Origin of the sequence: Kribbella sp. NPDC049584, from assembly GCF_040675555.1 — a bacterium.
GTDB lineage: Bacteria > Actinomycetota > Actinomycetes > Propionibacteriales > Kribbellaceae > Kribbella.
Genome location: NZ_JBFAPF010000002.1, coordinates 36311 through 53974, shown reverse-complemented (window position 1 = coordinate 53974; position 17664 = coordinate 36311). Strand labels below are relative to the sequence as shown.

14 protein-coding genes are annotated in these 17664 nt (G+C 67.6%); 8 read left to right on the top strand and 6 right to left on the bottom strand.

The features are described from left to right. Nucleotides 1–44: 44 nt before the first annotated feature. Genes AB0J62_RS06965 through AB0J62_RS06955 form a run of 3 tightly spaced genes read right to left on the bottom strand, consistent with a single transcriptional unit; the run spans nt 45 to nt 5186 of the window. Complete coding sequence (locus AB0J62_RS06965; protein WP_363865286.1) at nt 45–2198, bottom strand: acetate--CoA ligase family protein; 2154 nt, start codon at nt 2196–2198, stop codon at nt 45–47. A 39-nt stretch (nt 2199–2237) separates the two neighbouring features. Continuing rightward, complete coding sequence (frc, locus tag AB0J62_RS06960; RefSeq protein ID WP_363865284.1) at nt 2238–3464, bottom strand: formyl-CoA transferase; 1227 nt, start codon at nt 3462–3464, stop codon at nt 2238–2240. 12 nt (nt 3465–3476) lie between these two features. After that, a complete protein-coding gene (locus AB0J62_RS06955; RefSeq protein ID WP_363865282.1) occupies nt 3477–5186 on the bottom strand; it encodes a thiamine pyrophosphate-binding protein in 1710 nt (569 codons plus the stop codon). 135 nt (nt 5187–5321) lie between these two features. Between AB0J62_RS06955 and AB0J62_RS06950 the strand changes: the two genes are divergently transcribed. Further along, nucleotides 5322–5591 carry a hypothetical protein gene (locus AB0J62_RS06950; protein ID WP_363865280.1) on the top strand — a complete coding sequence of 90 codons (270 nt, stop codon included), beginning with the start codon at nt 5322–5324 and terminating at the stop codon, nt 5589–5591. A gap of 529 nt (nt 5592–6120) precedes the next feature. Here the strand turns inward: AB0J62_RS06950 and AB0J62_RS06945 are convergent. Next, nucleotides 6121–7470 carry an OFA family MFS transporter gene (locus tag AB0J62_RS06945; protein WP_363865278.1) on the bottom strand — a complete coding sequence of 450 codons (1350 nt, stop codon included), beginning with the start codon at nt 7468–7470 and terminating at the stop codon, nt 6121–6123. Between the two features lie 148 nt (nt 7471–7618). Here AB0J62_RS06945 and sucC point away from each other — a divergent pair, with 148 nt between their 5' ends. Together sucC and sucD are read left to right on the top strand one after the other, a co-directional pair. After that, nucleotides 7619–8785 (top strand): ADP-forming succinate--CoA ligase subunit beta, encoded by a 1167-nt coding sequence (gene sucC, locus AB0J62_RS06940; RefSeq protein WP_363865276.1) that lies wholly within the window; start codon nt 7619–7621, stop codon nt 8783–8785. A gap of 2 nt (nt 8786–8787) precedes the next feature. After that, nucleotides 8788–9669 (top strand): succinate--CoA ligase subunit alpha, encoded by an 882-nt coding sequence (gene sucD, locus AB0J62_RS06935; RefSeq protein WP_363865275.1) that lies wholly within the window; start codon nt 8788–8790, stop codon nt 9667–9669. On the opposite strand, the gene AB0J62_RS06930 is transcribed toward sucD, so the two are convergent. Beyond that, entirely contained in the window at nt 9655–10692 is a 1038-nt protein-coding gene (locus AB0J62_RS06930; RefSeq protein WP_363865273.1) for a LacI family DNA-binding transcriptional regulator, read from the bottom strand. The genes sucD and AB0J62_RS06930 overlap by 15 nt on opposite strands. 138 nt (nt 10693–10830) lie before the next feature. Here AB0J62_RS06930 and AB0J62_RS06925 point away from each other — a divergent pair, with 138 nt between their 5' ends. The 4 genes from AB0J62_RS06925 to AB0J62_RS06910 all read left to right on the top strand — a co-directional run bounded on the left by AB0J62_RS06925 (nt 10831) and on the right by AB0J62_RS06910 (nt 15862). Further along, nucleotides 10831–11772 (top strand): sugar ABC transporter permease, encoded by a 942-nt coding sequence (locus tag AB0J62_RS06925; protein WP_363865271.1) that lies wholly within the window; start codon nt 10831–10833, stop codon nt 11770–11772. After that, nucleotides 11769–12632, top strand: a complete 864-nt coding sequence (locus AB0J62_RS06920; RefSeq protein ID WP_363865269.1) for a carbohydrate ABC transporter permease — start codon at nt 11769–11771, stop codon at nt 12630–12632. Before AB0J62_RS06925 ends, AB0J62_RS06920 begins: the two co-directional genes overlap by 4 nt. Before the next feature lie 11 nt (nt 12633–12643). Further along, complete coding sequence (locus AB0J62_RS06915) at nt 12644–14005, top strand: sugar ABC transporter substrate-binding protein (RefSeq protein ID WP_363865267.1); 1362 nt, start codon at nt 12644–12646, stop codon at nt 14003–14005. A 117-nt stretch (nt 14006–14122) separates the two neighbouring features. After that, complete coding sequence (locus tag AB0J62_RS06910) at nt 14123–15862, top strand: glycoside hydrolase family 35 protein (RefSeq protein WP_363865265.1); 1740 nt, start codon at nt 14123–14125, stop codon at nt 15860–15862. Nucleotides 15863–15935: 73 nt separating this feature from the next. Here the strand turns inward: AB0J62_RS06910 and AB0J62_RS06905 are convergent, their stop codons facing one another. After that, the gene (locus AB0J62_RS06905; protein ID WP_363865262.1) at nt 15936–16913 is read right to left on the bottom strand and encodes a 2-dehydropantoate 2-reductase; all 978 of its coding nucleotides are present in this window, start codon (nt 16911–16913) and stop codon (nt 15936–15938) included. Between the two features lie 175 nt (nt 16914–17088). Here AB0J62_RS06905 and AB0J62_RS06900 point away from each other — a divergent pair, with 175 nt between their 5' ends. Continuing rightward, nucleotides 17089–17640, top strand: a complete 552-nt coding sequence (locus tag AB0J62_RS06900; RefSeq protein WP_363865260.1) for a dihydrofolate reductase family protein — start codon at nt 17089–17091, stop codon at nt 17638–17640. Nucleotides 17641–17664: the final 24 nt, after the last annotated feature.

Genomic DNA, 17664 nt, shown 5'->3' with positions numbered 1-17664 from the left:
GCCAGCTAGCGGAATGAACGCTCCCCCGCGACTCCTTCCTCCAATCAGCCGAGCGGCCCTGCGTTACGGGCCCAGCGGTATTTCGCACCGAGGACCTGCACGGGGGTCTCGGTGGTGTACGGGTAGGCGACCACACCGTGGTCGAACAGGTACTGCGACGCTTCCTCGACCTCGACGTCGCCGGACAGCGAGGCCACCACCGGCTTGTCGATGCCTTTGGCCCGGAATTCCTCGACCACCTCGGCGACCAGCTTCGCGAACACCATCGGCGGCGTCACGATCGTGTGCCAGTAGCCCAGGATCAGGGCGTGGATGCGCTCGTCGGACAGCCCGAGCGCGACGGTGTTGCGGTACGTCGACGGCGGCTCGCCACCGGTGATGTCCACGGGGTTGCCGGCGGCACCGAACGGCGGGATGAACTTCCGGAACGCCGCGTCCAGATCGGCCGGGATGTCCATCAGCGTGAGCCCGTTGTCGACACAGGCGTCCGACAGCAGTACGCCGGAACCGCCCGCGCCGGTGATGATGACGACGTTCTCGCCCTTGGGCGTCGGCAGCAGCGGGATCCCGCGGGCGTACTGGAGCATCTCGTTCAGCCCCGGCGCCCGCACCACCCCGCTCTGGCGCAGGATGTCGTCGTACACCTTGTCGTCGCCGGCCAGGGCGCCGGTGTGCGAGCTGGCCGCCCGCGCGCCCATGGACGTCCGGCCGGCCTTCAGCACGACGACCGGCTTCTTCTTGGACACCCGGGCCGCCGTCTCGGCGAAGGCCCGGCCGTCCTTCAGGTCCTCAAGATGCATGGCGATCAGGTTGGTGTTGTCATCGCTCTCGAAGAAGGTCAGGAGGTCATCCTCGTCGATGTCGGCCTTGTTGCCTACCCCAACGATCGCGGAAACCCCCATCCGGCTGGACCGGCTGAAGCCGAGGATCGCCATCCCGATCCCGCCCGACTGCGACGACAGGGCGACGGATCCGCGGACGTCGTACGGCGTACAGAACGTCGCACACAGACTCTCGGGCAGATAGTAGTAGCCGTAGATATTCGGTCCGAGAATGCGGACATTGTGTTCACGGGCGATCGCGACGACCTCGTCCTGGAGCTCCTGCTCGCCGGTCTCGGCGAATCCGGACGGGATAAGGATCGCGCCCGCGACCCCCTTCTGCCCGCACTGCTCGAGCGCCCCGGCGACGAACTTGGCCGGTACGGCGAACACCGCGACATCCACGTCACCCGGTACGTCGAGAATCGAGGGGAACGCCTTCAGCCCGAGAACCTCGCCGCCCTTCGGGTTGATCGGGTAGATGTCCCCGGCGTACCCGCCGTTGACCAGATTCTTCATCACCGAGTTGCCGATCTTGCCGTCCTCGTTCGACGCCCCGATCACGGCGACGGCGCGCGGCCGCATGATCCGGGTCATCGCGGTCAGGATCTCCTCCTGGCTGAACCGCTCGACCGGTTTGCCGGCCTCGGCGTCCACGATGATCCGGAAGTCCACCGCGGTGGCGCCGTCCGGGCCGGCCAGCACCGGGTTCAGATCCACCTCGGCGAACTGCGGGAAGTCCGTGACCAGGTCCGACAGCCGCTTGATCAGGTCTCCGACCGCCTCCTTGTCCACCGGCCTCGCACCGCGAACGCCCTCGAGCATCTCGTGCGCGCCGATCCCGTCGACCATCGCCCGCGCTTCGCCGGCCGTCAGCGGAGCCAGCCGGAAGGTCACGTCCTTCAGCACCTCGACGAGTACGCCGCCCAGCCCGAACGCGACTACCTTGCCGAACGTCGGATCGGTGACCGCGCCGACGATGACCTCCTGCACGTCACCGCCGGTGACCAGCATCTTCTGGACCTGTACGCCGGTGATCGCCGCGTCCGCCTGGTAGGCGCGCGCATTGGCGAGGATCTTGTCGAACGCATCGCGTGCCGCGTCCGCGGTGTCCACGCCGACCACCACGCCGCCGGCCTCGGTCTTGTGCAGGATGTCCGGCGAGACGATCTTCAGTACGACGGGGAACCCGATCTCGGCGGCGAGGGCGGCGGCTCCCTCGGCAGTCGTGGCCAGTCCCTCGCCCGGCGTCGGGATACCGTACGCGTCGGCGACCTGCTTGGCCTCGGGCGCGCTCAGCGAGGTCCGGCCGTCCGCCAGAGCCTGGTCGAGGATGGTCCGGACTGCTGCCTTGTCATAGGTCGTTGCGGGAGTCATTGCGGGAGTCATTGCGGGAGTCATTGCGGGGTCTCCATTTCAGATGACGCCGGCGGCTTTGAGCTCGGAGAGTTCGGCCGTGTCGATCCCGAGCGAGCCGTAGATGGCGGAGTTGTGCTCGCCGAGACCGGGTGAGGTCTGCACTTCGACCGGGGAGTCGGACAGCTTGATCGGGCAGCCGACGGTCTTGAACGTGCCGCGCTGCGGGTGCTCCACCTCGACCACCGCGCCCAGGTCGGCGAGGGTCTCGTCCGCGATCAGCTCGGCGGTGGACATGATCGGACCGCACGGCACGTTCAGCGCGTTGAGCTTGTCCATCACCTCGAACTTCGTGTGCTGCTCGGTCCACTGCTCGATCAGCGCGAACATCTTGTCGAGCTTGTCCAGCCGCGCGGCCGGCGTCGCCCAGTCGGGATCCTCGGCCAGCTCGGGCTTGCCGATCAGGTTGGCGATCGGCGCCCAGCCCGGCGGCTGGACGATCACGTAGATGTAGTCGTTCGGCCCGCCCGGCGCGCACCTCAGCGCCCAGCCGGGCTGGCCGCCGCCCGACGCGTTCCCCGACCGCGGCACCTCGTCGCCGAAGTTGTCGTTCGGGTACTCCTTCAGCGGTCCGTGCGCGAGTCGCTGCTGGTCACGGAGTTTCACCCGGGTCAGGTTGAGCACGGCCTCCTGCATGGCCACGGTCACCCGCTGCCCCTTGCCGGTGTGGGTCCGCTGGAACAGCGCGGCGAGGATGCCGGCGACCAGGTGGATGCCGGTGCCGGAGTCGCCGATCTGCGCACCGGTCGCGGTGGGCGGTCCGTCCTCGAACCCCGTCGTACTCATCGCGCCGCCCATCGCCTGGGCGACCACCTCGTAGGCCTTGAAGTTCTCGTAGCGGCCCGGGCCGAAGCCCTTGATCGACGCGAAGATCAGGCCCGGGTTCAGCAGTTGCAGCCGCTCCCAGGTGAAGCCCATCCGGTCGATCGCGCCCGGCGCGAAGTTCTCCACCAGGATGTCGGAGTTCTTGACCAGGTCGGTGAAGATCTCCTTGCCCCGGTCGGACTTCATGTTCAGCGTGATGCTGCGCTTGTTGCAGTTGAGCATCGTGAAGTAGAGGCTGTCGACGTCCGGGAGGTCGCGCAGCTGCTGGCGGGTGATGTCGCCGGTCGGTGCCTCGAGCTTGATCACGTCGGCGCCGAGCCAGGCAAGGATCTGGGTGCAGGACGGTCCGGACTGCACGTGGGTCATGTCGAGAACACGGACACCTTCGAGGGCCTTGGTCATAGCGGTCCTCCGTTACTTGTACATGGTCTGGTTCATGGTTCCGGGGGCGTACGCGTCTGGGTCGACCCAGACGTTGATCAGCGACGGCAGTCCGGATTCGCGGGCCCGCTGCATGGCCGGCCCGATGTCCTTCGGGTCGCGGACCTCTTCGCCGTACCCGCCGAGCATCCGGGCGAATTCGTCGTACTTGACGTCGCCGAGGGTGTTGCCGATCCGGCCGCGGTCATGGCCGTACTTCGCTTCCTGGCCGTAGCGGATCTGGTTCATCGAGGAGTTGTTGCCGACGACACCGACGAACGGGAGGTTGAAGCGCACCAGCGTCTCGAAATCCCAACCGGTCAAGGAGAAAGCGCCGTCGCCGAACAGCGCGACGACTTCCTTGTCCGGTCGCGCGTACTTCGCCGCGAGCACGAACGGGATGCCGACGCCGAGCGTGCCCAGCGGTCCCGGGTCCATCCAGTGGCCGGGTGACTTGGGCTGGACGACGCCACCGGAGAACGTCACGATGTCGCCGCCGTCGCCGATGTAGATCGAGTCCTCGGTGAGGAACTCGTTGATCTCGTGCGCCAGCCGGAGCGGGTGGATCGGGTTCGCGTCGGACAGCTGGCGCGGCAGCCGCTTCTGGTACGCCGCGTCCTCCTCGGCGCGCAGCTCCGCGAACCAGGCCTTGCGATCCGTCTTGTGCAGCCGCCCCGATGCCGCCTGGGTGACTGCGGACAGAATCGCGCCCGGGTCGCCGACGAGGCCGAGATCGATGTCGCGGTTCTTGCCGACGGTGCGGTAGTCCATGTCGATCTGTACGACGGTCGCGCTCTTCGGCAGGCGACGCCCGTACCCCATCCGGAAGTCGAACGGCGTACCGACGATCAGGATCAGGTCGGCGTTGTTGAATCCGTACCGACGGGACAGGTGGAAGTGGTGCGGGTCGCCGGGCGGCAGGGTGCCGCGGGCGGCGCCGTTCATGAAGGCCGGTACGTCGAGGGTCCGCACGAACTCGGTCGCCGCGTCGCTGCCGCGGGCGGTCCACACCTGGGTGCCGAGCAGTACGACGGGCTTCTCGGCCCGCACCAGCAGATCGGCCAGCGCCTCGATGCTTGCCGGGTCACCGATGCTCTTCGTGGACGCGCGGTAGTGGCCGGCCTCGGGAACCGTCGCGGACTCGACCGGGACCGAGTTGTCCAGGATGTCGCGCGGGATCTCCAGGAACGACGGGCCGGGCGCGCCGTTGTAGCACTCCCGGAACGCCATCGACACCATGTCGGCGGCACGCGCGGTGTGCGGCACGGTCGCGGCGAACTTGGTGATCGGCGTCATCATGTCGACGTGCGGCAGGTCCTGCAGGGACCCCATCTTGTGCTGGTTGAGCGCGCCCTGGCCGCCGATCAGCAACATCGGGCTCTCGGCGCGGAACGCGTTCGCGACACCGGTGACCGCGTCGGTCGTGCCCGGGCCGGCGGTGACGACCGCGCACCCCGGCTTGCCCGTCACTCGTGCGTAGCCGTCCGCGGCGTGCGCGGCGACCTGCTCGTGCCGTACGTCGACCACGGCGATGCCCTCGTCCACACAGCCGTCGTAGATATCGATGATGTGACCGCCGCAGAGCGTGAAGATCACGTCGATCCCCTCGGCCTTCAACGCCTTGGCGACCAGGTGACCACCTGAGATGGTCTCCGGCTCCTTCACTTCGGCGGCGGGCTGGGTCTCCGACACTGTCTGCGCCATCTGCAGTCCTCTCCTCGGAAGGGGCCGGTGTCCGGCTTGAACGTAGCTCGAATGTAGATTGCATACCGTATGGTGTAGTCGTAGTCTTATCCCACGCGATGGTGGTTGTCCAGAGTTCGCGTCGAGGAGGCCGAGATGACCATTTCCGAGGAACTCGAACGGACCCGCGCCGCACTCCTCGCGCTGGAGAAATCCCTTATGGCGTTGAGGAATCGGATCGGGCCACACCTCGACGTCCTGCGGTTGCTGGACGATCTGGAGCGGTGCACGGCGGACCTGCGCCGGCTCGAGCAGCAGGTCCGCACGCCGCACCGGGGCGAGCTGGTGGCGATCCCTGACGGCGACTACGACCCTGACTTCTGGGCCGACGCCGAGCAGGAGGGACTGGGCCGCACGGCGCCTTGAGCAGCGAGGCACAGCTTGAGCAGACTCTTCAGCCGTACGTCGTTCGCAGTCCTGGCGGTGACCGCTACCGCTTCGGCAGCTTGTTCCGGGGCTATGAAGGTTCGGTAGAACGGCTCACTCCAACGGCCCAGGACCGGCAACCAGAACCGAGCCGCCCCACCGGGGCCTCCCTCCGTGACCGGCGACGTCCCGTCCGTCCCGGCGAGCAGGTGCAGCGCGGTCTGATGCGCAGCACCTAGACGCCTCCGCTCATCGCCGGCGAGTTCTCCGCCGGCGAGCGCTGTGGACACGCACAGCGCCACCAGGCGGCCAGACGACTCAAAGCCAGGCCGCGCGGTGTGGAGAAACAGCGGCGCGAGCGGCAGCAGCCCGCGCCGACCCGCGGAGCTGCTGTGGTCATGGACCGCCCGCGCCACCGCACTCAGCACAGGATGTACGCACGCAGGACGATCGGTCCAGGGCTCTCGCGCCAGGCGGGAGACCAGCTCCATCACGCAGGGATCCGGCCGGTGGGCCACTCCGTATCCGCTCACTCGCCCGCCACTGGCGTGCCGAGCTGCTGCCGGACCGAGAGCGCAGGCCTGCCCGGCTGTTTGAGTAGACGCACGCTCAATGCGGTCAGCAGGCCGAGCAGGCCGGCGCCGAGGAACAGCGGGCGGTAGCCGACGGTCGCGATCAGCGAGGCGGCGACACCTATGCCGATCAGGCCGCCGGCAGCCTTCGCGGAGTACAGGATCGCCTGGTTCTGCAGGAGGCTGTTCTCGCCGAAGAACTCGAGGACGAGGTTGGCCATGATCGCGTAGAAGGCGCCGCCGCCCAGGCCGGCGAACATCGCGCAGACCACGAACGCCCAGCCACTGCCGGCGATCACGAGACCGACGTGTGCGAAGCCTTCGATCATCAGTACGGCGGCCAGCACTCGCCGACGGCCGAACCGATCAGAGAGATGGCCCGCCGACGACCGTCCGAGACCGTTGACGGCGGCAAGCATTCCGGCGGCCGCGCCCGCGACCGCGAGACCGAAGCCAGATGTCATCGCGTAGCTGGCGACGAACGCGATGCCGAGCAGCGACAGCGCAGTACTGATTGCCAGCAGCAACCACATCAACGGCAGCGCACCGGTCCTCATCGCCTCCGCCGGGCGGTAGTGCCGGACGGCCGGCGCATTGTTCGGGATGCTGCGGTTCAGTTTCCGGTCGACCGCCCATGCCTGGGCGTCGAGGTCTGCGGGCCACCAGTACCTCGGCGGATCCTTTAGCAGACCGCCCGCGACGAGCACGATCAGCAGCGCGACCAGCGCGGTCACATCGAAGACGATCCGTTGATTCCGCTCGAAGATCGCCAGCAGCGCGATGCTCGGTACGGCGCCGACGGCGAAGCCACCGGTCACGAAACCGATCGTCGCCGTACGCCGGTCCGGGAACCAGCGCGCCGACGTCGTGATGCAGGCGGAGTACACGAGACCCGCACCGATGCCGCCGAGGAGCGCGTAGCCGAAGACAGCGGCGACGTAGCTGTGCGCGTGGGCCAGCGTCGTGAGACCGATCGCGGCCAGCACACCGCCGAGGACGACGAGCTGCGTCGGTGTGGCCCGGCGTACGCGCTGGATCCAGGCGGCAGGGATCGCGACCAAGGCCTGGCACGCGACGAAGATCGCCAGTAGCCACAGGGTTTGCGTCGCACCCCAGCCGCGGTCGAGGCCGAGCGCGGCCGTGCCGAAGGAGTATTGCAAGGGGCTGATCGCGACCATGCAGGCCCAGGCCGCCCAGAGCTGCCAGCGTCGCGAGTGCCCGGTCAACTCACGGGTATCCTCGCCGATCCGGTACCGCCGGCCGTAGACGTCACGCACATCCCGGGGCGTGGGTATCACGTGATTCATATCGCCTCCTGACTGACTACTGCATACCGTATGAAGTCTGTGGTACTCCTCCATACCGGAGCTGTCCAGACCTGACGCGTCCCAACCAGCTCTTGTGACCAGATTGCATACCGCATACAGTCGTCCGGAGACCTTCAAGGAGGCTGACGTGGACCTGATGGAGTACCAAGCCAAGGAACTCTTCGCCCGGCACGGCGTCCCGGTGACGCTCGGCCGGGTGATCGAGGATCCGGCCGAGGCCGCGGACGCGGCCGCGGAGCTCGGCGGCCGGGTGGTGGTGAAGGCCCAGGTGAAGACCGGCGGCCGCGGCAAGGCCGGCGGCGTGAAGCTTGCCGCGACACCCGAGGAGGCGGTGGCGAAGGCGGGCGAGATCCTCGGGATGGACATCAAGGGGCACGCCGTGCACCGCGTGCTGCTCGCCCCAGCCGCAGACATCGCCGACGAGTACTACTTCTCGTTCCTGGTCGACCGCGCCAACCGCGAGTACCTGTGCATCGCGAGCACCGAAGGCGGCGTGGAGATCGAGGAGGTCGCGCACACCAATCCGGACGCGATCGCGAAGGTGTCGATCGATCCGGCAGTCGGCGTCGACGACGCAAAGGCGGCAGAGATCGTCGCTGCCGCGGGATTCCCGGTCGGCGCGCAGGACGTCGTACGGAAGCTGTGGGACGTGTTCGTCGAGGAGGACGCGTCGCTGGTCGAGGTGAATCCGCTGGTGAAGTTGGGCGACGGTTCGCTGGAGGCGCTCGACGGCAAGGTGACGCTCGACGACAACGCGGCGTACCGGCATGCCGACCATGCCGCCTTCGAGGATCACGCCTCAGCCGATCCGCTGGAGGCCGCGGCGCTCGAGAAGGGCCTGAACTACGTCAAGCTCGACGGCTCGGTCGGCATCATCGGGAACGGCGCCGGCCTGGTCATGTCCACGCTCGACGTGGTCGCCTACGCCGGTTCGCAGTACGGCGTGAAGCCGGCGAACTTCCTCGACATCGGCGGTGGCGCATCAGCCGAAGTCATGGCCAACGGACTGGGGATCATCCTGTCCGACCAGCAGGTCCGCAGCGTGTTCGTGAACGTGTTCGGCGGGATCACCGCCTGTGACGCGGTCTCGAACGGCATCGTGCAGGCGCTCGAGCTACTCGGCGACCAGGCCGACAAACCGCTGGTCGTGCGCCTGGACGGCAACAACGTCGAGGAGGGCCGCAAGATCCTTGCCAAGGCCAACCATCCGCTGGTGACCCTGGTGGACACGATGGACGGCGCGGCGGCGCGAGCAGCCGAACTCGCCAAGTCGGTCGCAGAGAAGGGACAGTAGAGATGGCGATCTTCCTGACCGAGAAGAGCCGGGTCCTGGTGCAGGGCATGACCGGGTCCGAGGGACAGAAGCACACCAGCCGGATGCTTGCCGCCGGCACCGACATCGTCGGCGGCGTGACCCCCGGCAAGGGTGGCCTGTCGATCGACTTCGCGAAGCGGTCGATCCCCGTCTACGGATCGTGCGCCGACGCGGTGAAGGCGACGGACGCGGACGTGTCGGTGGTGTTCGTGCCGCCACGCTTCACCAAGGGCGCTGTGATCGAGGCGGTCGATGCCGGCGTACCGCTGGTCGTGGTGATCACGGAGGGCGTGCCGGTGCAGGACACCGCCGCGTTCTTCGCGCACGCGCGAGCCAACGGGACGCGGGTGATCGGCCCGAACTGCCCGGGGATCATCAGCCCGGGGCGCGCGAACGCGGGGATCATTCCCGCGGACATCGCGGGACCCGGACGGATCGGTCTGGTCAGCAAGTCGGGCACGCTGACCTACCAGATGATGTACGAGCTGCGGGACTTCGGGTTCTCGACCGCGATCGGGATCGGCGGTGACCCGATCATCGGGACCACGCACATCGACGCGCTGCAGGCGTTCCAGGACGACCCGGACACCGACGCGATCGTGATGATCGGTGAGATCGGCGGCGACGCCGAGGAGCGGGCGGCCGCGTTCATCAAGGACAACGTGACCAAGCCGGTCGTCGGGTACGTCGCGGGCTTCACCGCTCCGGAGGGCAAGACCATGGGCCACGCCGGCGCGATCGTCTCCGGTTCCTCGGGCACCGCAGCAGCAAAACAAGAAGCGCTCGAAGCCGCCGGCGTGCGCGTCGGCAAGACCCCCACCGAGACCGCGGACCTGATGCGTTCGGTGTTAGTTGCGGTCTGAGGGCGGGGCGGTGCTCTTGCGGATGATGAGCTCGGTCGGGACGGCGACGGGCGCCTTGTGGTGTTCGCCGGAGTGGATCTCGGCGATCAGCGCGTCGACGCTCTGCCGGCCGACCTCGGTGAAGGTCTGACGGACGGTGGTGAGAGGCGGCCAGAAATGGGCCGCCTCTTCCATATCGTCGAAGCCGACCACGCTGACGTCGTCCGGCACCGCAAGACCCCGCTCGTACAGCGCGCGCAGTAGACCGAGCGCCATCTGGTCGTTGGCGACGAAGACCGCCGTCACCTGATCGTCCTCCGCGAGCCGGCAGCCGGCTTCGTACCCGGAGGTCGCCGACCAGTCCCCGTCGTACACCGGCGGCACCTCGCGCCCGTGGTCGATCAGCGTCTGCTCCCACGAGCGCCGGCGTCGATCCGCCGCGAACGAAGTCGGCGGACCACCGAGATGCCACACCGTCTTGTGTCCCAGGTCGAGCAGATGCTCCGTGGCGAGCCGCGCGCCCTGTCGCTGATCGGTGTCGACGATCGGATAGTCGTAGTGGGCGCTCGAGTCGACCACCACGACCGAGAGTCCTTCCGGCAGCCGTACGCCGGCCGCGTCCAGCGTGTGTGCCTCGATCAGGATGATCACGCCGTCGACCGCCTGCTCCCCCAGTCGCCCGAACGCGTTCGTCACCGCACTCTGGGTCACGTCGAGCACGGGGACGAGGTTGATCGAGTACCCGCGCATCGTGGCGGCGGTAGCGATCGCGTCGAGGGTGCGCGTCGTACCGAAGCTGTGGAGTTCGAAGACGATCACCCCGATGCTGCGGTACTCGCCGTTGCGCAGCGCCCGGGCCGCACTGTTCGGCCGGTACCCGAGCTGGTTCATCGCGGCCCGGACCCGCTCGCGGGTTTCCGCGTCGACGTTGTGCCGATCGTTCGCGACCCTCGAGACGGTCTGCCCCGAGACGCCGGCCAGCCGGGCGACGTCAGCCATCGACGGACCCCGCCGCCGCTTCCCCGGTGATTCCTCGGCTGACATCCCCACCTCCTCGGTCGTGTCCGCAGTGTAGACATGTTGACGTAAACACGTTACCGTCGCCGCGTCGATGTTTACGTCAACATTCGCGCGTCGCAGCGCGACCGGGGGCGTCGTGAGGGCGAAAGGAGGTCGACGGACATGGCAGAGTCCATGGCCCACGAGTCGGCCCGGCAAGTACGGCCTGTCTCCGCGGCCGGCCGGAACCGGCGGCGAGCGTCCCAGGACGGCAAGGGATGGATCTTCGTCGGCCCGTTCCTGGCGGTCTTCGCGCTGACGTTCCTGGCCCCGATCGGGTACGCGATCTATCTCAGCCTGTACCGCAACCAGGCGTTCTTCGGCGGCAAGGTGTTCGTCGGGATCGACAACTACACCGAGGCGCTGCAGGACCCGAAGTTCTGGGAGGCATTCGGCCGGGTCGCCGCGTTCCTGGTGGTGCAGGTGCCGATCATGCTGATCCTCGCCCTGCTCGCCGCGCTCGCGATCGACAGCGCGCGGTTGCACGCGTCCGGCTTCTTCCGGATCGTGATCTTCCTGCCGTACGCCGTACCGGGCGTCGTTGCGGTCCTGATGTGGGGCTACATCTACGGCGACAACTTCGGGCTGGCCGCGAACCTCAACGACCTGTTCGGCACGACCGCGATCCAGCCGCTCAGCGCGAGCTGGATGCTGCCGTCGATCGCCAACATCGTCACCTGGGAGTTCGTCGGCTACAACATGCTGATCTTCTACTCGGCGCTGCGCACCGTTCCCGGCGAGCTGTACGAGGCGGCGGCGATCGACGGGGCCGGTACGTTCCGGACGATCCGCGCGGTCAAGCTGCCGGCGCTGCGCGGGGCGATCGTGATCGCGACGATCTTCTCGATCATCGGCAGCTTCCAGCTGTTCAACGAGCCGAACATCCTGCGCACGCTCGCGCCGAACGTGATCACGACGTACTACACGCCGAACATGTACGCCTACAACCTGTCCTTCGCCGGCCAGCAGTTCAACTACTCGGCCACGATCGCGATCGTGATGGGCGTCATCACCGCGATCATCGCGTACGTCGTCCAGCTCCGCGGATCCCGGGAGTCCTTGTGAGTGTTCTGTCTTCTCCGCTGCGCCCGAAGCGCTCGAAGCTGCTGACCGGTGCGATGGTGCTGTACCTGATCTACACGCTCGTCCCACTGCTCTGGTTGTTGCTGAGCGCAACGAAGACGCAGGACGACCTGCTGTCGACGCCGGGCCTGTGGTTCGGCAAGAGTTTCGCGTTCTTCAGCAACATCAAGGAGACGCTGACGTACAACGACGGCATCTTCCTGCGCTGGCTCGGCAACACTGTTCTTTACGTGGTCGTGGGCGCGGGCGGTGCGACGCTGCTCGCAACGGCGGCCGGCTACGGACTCGCGAAGTACAAGTTCGCCGGCCGTCGCGCGGTTTTCGCCGTACTGCTCGGAGCGGTCGCAGTCCCCGGTACGGCGCTCGCCGTACCGACGTTCCTGATGTTCTCGAACCTCGGCCTGACGAACACCGTGTGGGCGATCATCATCCCGTCGCTGGTGAGCCCGTTCGGGTTGTACCTGATGTGGGTCTACGCGACCGACGCCGTACCTCATGAGCTGCTCGAGGCGGCGCGGATCGACGGGGCCGGTGAGGTCCGGACGTTCTTCACCGTGGCCTTGCGATTGCTTGCCCCGGGCATCGTGACGACGCTGCTGTTCGCGGTGGTATCGACCTGGAACAACTACTTCCTGCCGCTGATCATGCTCAGCAAACCCAACCTGTACCCGCTCACGGTCGGGCTCGCCCAGTGGAGCAACCAAGCGACCGGCGTCGGGGCCCGCCCCATCTACAACCTGGTGATCACGGGGTCGTTGCTGACCATCGTGCCTCTGGTGATCGCCTTCCTTCTGCTCCAGCGGTTCTGGCAGTCCGGCCTGTCCGCGGGCTCCGTCAAGTGAAAGGCAACAAGATGAAGGTACCTCGGCCCCGTCCACCTCGAATCCGGCGGCTGGTGGTCGCCGGAGCCGCAGTCATCGCCCTCGCGGCCGTGGCGGCTTGCGGCGGCGGGTCATCCAACGACAGCGCGAGCGGCAGTGCGACCACGGGCTCGGCCGACGCCGTCGACGCGGCGCTCAAGGCCGGCGGCGAGATCACGTACTGGAGCTGGACGCCGTCGGCGGAGGCTCAGGTCAAGGCATTCATGGCGCAGTACCCGAACGTCAAGGTGAACTACGTCAACGCCGGTACCGGCAACGACCACTACACCAAGCTGCAGAACGCGATCAAGGCCGGCTCCGGCGCACCGGACGTGGCCCAGATCGAGTACCAGGCGCTCCCCCAGTTCGCACTGCCCGGTTCGCTGGCCGACCTGAACCAGTACGGCTTCAGCCAGTACGAGTCGGCGTACACCGCCTCCACCTGGGCGGCCGTGCACGCCGGCAGCGGACTGTACGGCCTGCCGCAGGACTCCGGCCCGATGGCGCTGTTCTACAACAAGGAGGTCTTCGACAAGTACGGCATCGCCGTACCGAAGACCTGGGACGAGTACGTCGCCGCCGGGAAGAAGCTGCACGCGGCGAACCCCAAGGCCTACATCACCAACGACTCCGGTGACGCGGGCTTCACCACCAGCATGATCTGGCAGGCGGGCGGCCAGCCGTTCAAGACCGACGGCAAGAACATCAGCATCAACCTGGCCGACGACGGCTCGAAGAAGTGGACCGGCACCTGGAACAACCTCGTCGAGGGCGGTCTGGTGTCGCAGATCCCGGGCTGGACCGACGAGTGGTTCAAGGCGCTCGGTGACGGCACGATCGCGACGCTGCCGACCGGGGCGTGGATGCCCGGCGTGATGGAGTCCTCGGTGAAGGCCGGCGCCGGCAAGTGGCGGGTCGCCCCGATGCCGACGTACGACGGCCAGCCGGCGACCGCGGAGAACGGCGGCAGCACCGAGTCCGTGCTCAAGCAGAGCAAGAACCCGGCGCTGGCCGCGGCGTTCGTCCGGTGGCTGAACCACGACGAGGGCGTGAAGCCGTTCCTCGCCAGCGGTGGCTTCCCGGCAACCACGAAGGACCTGAAGGACCCCGCGTTCGTCGACAAGGCCAGTGCGTACTTCGGTGGCCAGAAGATCAACCAGGTGCTGACCGGTGCGGCGGACAACGTCGTGAAGGGCTGGAGCTACCTGCCCTACGAGCTGTACGCGAACAGCATCTACGGCGACACCGTGGGCAAGGCGTACCAGTCGAAGTCCGACCTGAACGCCGGACTGAAATCCTGGCAGGATGCCCTTGTGACGTATGGCAACCAGCAGGGCTTCCAGGTCAACGGCTGATCCAGTGTTGAATGCCTCGCTACCGCTCGGCGGGTCACAGGGCTGTGACTCCCGACCTTCCCTCGTCGCTCCGGTCGCTCCGCTCCCTGCGCTCCTCAGTCCAGGTCGGGAGGCCCTGTGACCGTGTTTGAGATTGGTGAGTCCGACTTCCTCCTCGACGGCCGGCCCTTTCGGATCCTGTCCGGGGCGCTGCACTACTTCCGCGTGCACCCGGACAGCTGGGCCGACCGGATCGAGAAGGCCCGCCTGATGGGGCTCAACACCATCGAGACCTACGTGCCGTGGAACGCGCACAGCCCGCGGCCGGGCACCTTCGACACCGCCGGGATGCTCGACCTCGAGCGTTTCCTGCGGGAGGTCGCCGCGGCCGGCCTGTACGCGATCGTGCGCCCCGGCCCGTACATCTGTGCGGAGTGGGACAACGGCGGGCTCCCGGCCTGGCTCTTCCGGGAGCCGGGCCTGGGGGTCCGGCGGTACGAACCGCGGTTCATGGCCGCGGTGCAGGAGTACTTGCTCGACGTACTGCGCATCGTGGAGCCGTTGCAGGTCTCCGCCGGCGGGCCGGTGCTGCTGGTGCAGGTGGAGAACGAGTATGGCGCGTTCGGCGATGACCAGACGTACCTGAAGGCCGTGGCCGAGATCATCCGCAGCGCGGGGATCACCGTGCCGCTGGTGACCGTGGACCAGCCCGTCGACGCGATGCTCGCGGCCGGCGGGCTGGACGGCGTACTGCGGACAGGGTCGTTCGGATCGCGGGTTGCCGAACGGCTGGAGACGCTGCGGAGGCACCAGCCGACCGGACCGCTGATGTGTATGGAGTTCTGGGACGGGTGGTTCGACCACTGGGGCGGACCACACCACACGACCAGCGTGGCCGAGGCAGCGGCCGAACTGGACGCACTGCTCGCGGCCGGTGCCTCGGTGAACATCTACATGCTGCACGGCGGTACGAATTTCGGACTGACCAGTGGGGCCAACGACAAGGGTGTCTACCGTCCGACGATCACGTCGTACGACTATGACGCTCCGCTGGACGAGGCTGGGCATCCGACGCTGAAGTACCACGCGTTTCGAGAGGTGATCTCCCGGTACGCGACCGTTCCCGACGATGTCCCGGCGTCGGGAACGGCCGCACCGGAGACGTCTGCGGCACTCGGCTCACCGCTCCGGTTGCTGGCCGATCCGTGGGGTGCGTGGAGCGAGCACTCCGAGCTGCCGACGCTGGATGCGCTGGACGGGCGGCTGGTGCTGTTCAGGACCGAGGTGCCGGCCCCGGACCCGGTGCTGCTGACGGTTGGTGAGGTGCGGGACCGCGCGTATGTGTTCCTGGACGGTGCTCCCGTCGGAGTGCTCGACCGGGAGCGGCATGACCGCGCACTGATGCTGCCGCGCGGCGGGCGCCTGGAGATCCTGGTCGAGGACCAGGGCCGGGTGAACTACGGACAGCGGATCGGTGAGCCCAAGGGTTTGATCGGTCCGGTTCGGCTCGACGGAGTAGAGCTGACCGAGTGGTCCGCGTGCGTGATCGATCTCGACGCCGTCCCTGCCCTGTGGGACTCCGTTGGTCCGTCGGCGGATGCTCCCGGTGTCGGTCCGACCGCCTGGCGAGCCTCGTTCGAGGTCGAGACGCCGGTTGATCACTTCCTGTCGACCGTTGCCTGGGGCAAGGGATTCGCCTGGGTCAACGGCTTCAACCTCGGCCGCTACTGGCGCCGCGGCCCACAGCAGACCCTGTACGTACCCGGTCCCCTGCTTCGCCCCGGCCGCAACGAGCTCGTCGTACTCGAGCTCGACGTCATGCTCGATCCAGTGGCCCACTTCGTCGCCGGACCGTCACTCGGGCCGCTCGAGCTCTGACTGGAACAGGTGGGTCCGACGTCGCTGTAGCCGGACCCACCTGGCTCTACTTTTGGCCGGGCCTTCGGCACCCTCATAGGGGAACGCCGACCTTGCTGGCCAACAGGTCGGCGACGGCGTGTACGGCGCGGAGCGTGGGCGCCTTGACGCCGGTGAGGTCGGCGAGTTCGACGACCGCGGCGAGGATGACGTCCAGTTCGAGCGGCTTGTCCTTCTCCAGGTCCTGGAGCATCGACGTCTTGTGCTCACCGACGCGTTCGGCTCCGTCGAGGCGTTTGTCGACGGAGATGTCCGGGTGACAGCCCAGCGCGCCGGCGATCTCCAGCGACTCCTCCATCATCATCCGCACCATCTGCCGGGTGCCCTGATGCGTCGCGATCTCCACCATCGTCGCCCGGGCGAGCGCGCTGATCGGGTTGAACGCCGCGTTGCCGAGCAGCTTGATCCAGATGTCGTTGCGGATGTCCGCCTCGACCGGGCACTTCAGTCCGCCCGCGATCATCGCCGCACTGAACTCTTCACACCGCCGCGACGGTCCGCCCGAGGGTTCACCGATCGAGAAGCGAGTGCCTTCCAGGTGCTGTACGACGCCCGGACCGGCCAGCTCGGTGGAGCAGTAGACGACGCAGCCGATCGCCCGGTCGAGGTCGAGGACGCGGGTGACCGAGCCGCCCGGGTCGACCGACTCGATCCGTCGGCCTTCGTACGGTCCTTTCAGGCCGTGGAAGTACCACCAGGGGATGCCGTTCTGCGCGGCCACGACGACCGTGCGGTCGTGCAGGAGCGGCTGGAGCAGCGGGCCGGCGCTCGCGTACGAGTTCGCCTTGAGCCCGAGAAAGACATAGTCGACCGGACCGATCTCGGCCGGATCGTCGGTGGCCGGTGTCCTGGCCTCGAAGTCACCGCGTGGACTGAGCACCTGTACGCCGTGCGAGCGGATCGCTTCCAGATGCGCGCCGCGGGCCACCAGGTGGACCTCGGTCCCGCCACGGTGCAGCGCCGCACCGACGTACGCACCGATCGCGCCGGCGCCGAGAACCGCAACTCTCATAGGGGTCCCTGCCTTCCGGGTTTGTATACGGCATACAGTAGGCCGAGCCTCGAATGCGGTCAAGATCACACTTCGCGGCAAGCGCTCGCCAAAAAGGTTCTGTGGCGAGCGATGAATCGGGGCCGGCCCGGCGGTAAGTACGGGTGGGAATCACTCGACCGAAGGAGCAGGGACCATGGGCCACGTCATCGTCACCGGATTCGTCAGCCTCGACGGCATCGTCACCGACCCCGACGGCTCCGGTGGCACACCGGCCGGCGGCTGGGCGTTCCGGCACGGTCCGGAGACGCACGGCGGAGACAAGTTCCGGCTCGGTGAGCTGATGGACACCGGTGTGCTGCTGCTCGGCAAGAACACCTGGCAACTGTTCAGCAAACTCTGGCCGAACCGCACCGACGAGTTCTCCACCCGGATGAACAAGATGGCAAAGGTGGTCGCGTCGCACACGCTGACCGACGTGTCGGCCTTCCCCAACTCGACGCTGATGAGGGGTTCACTGGCCGACTACGTGCGGACCGAGCCGCGCACGATCGCGGTCACCGGCAGCGTGAGCGTGATCCGGGCGCTGCAGGCAGCGGACCTGGTCGACGAGTACCGGCTGATGACTCTGCCGTCGGTGGTCGGCAGCGGCGAGAGGATGTTCGGCCCGTCCGACCACCCCGTGCACCTGCGGCTCGAGTCGGTCGTACCGGCCGGCGCCGCCTCGCTGGCGACGTACGTGCGTTGACCCTGCTCTTGGCAGGATGGCCGG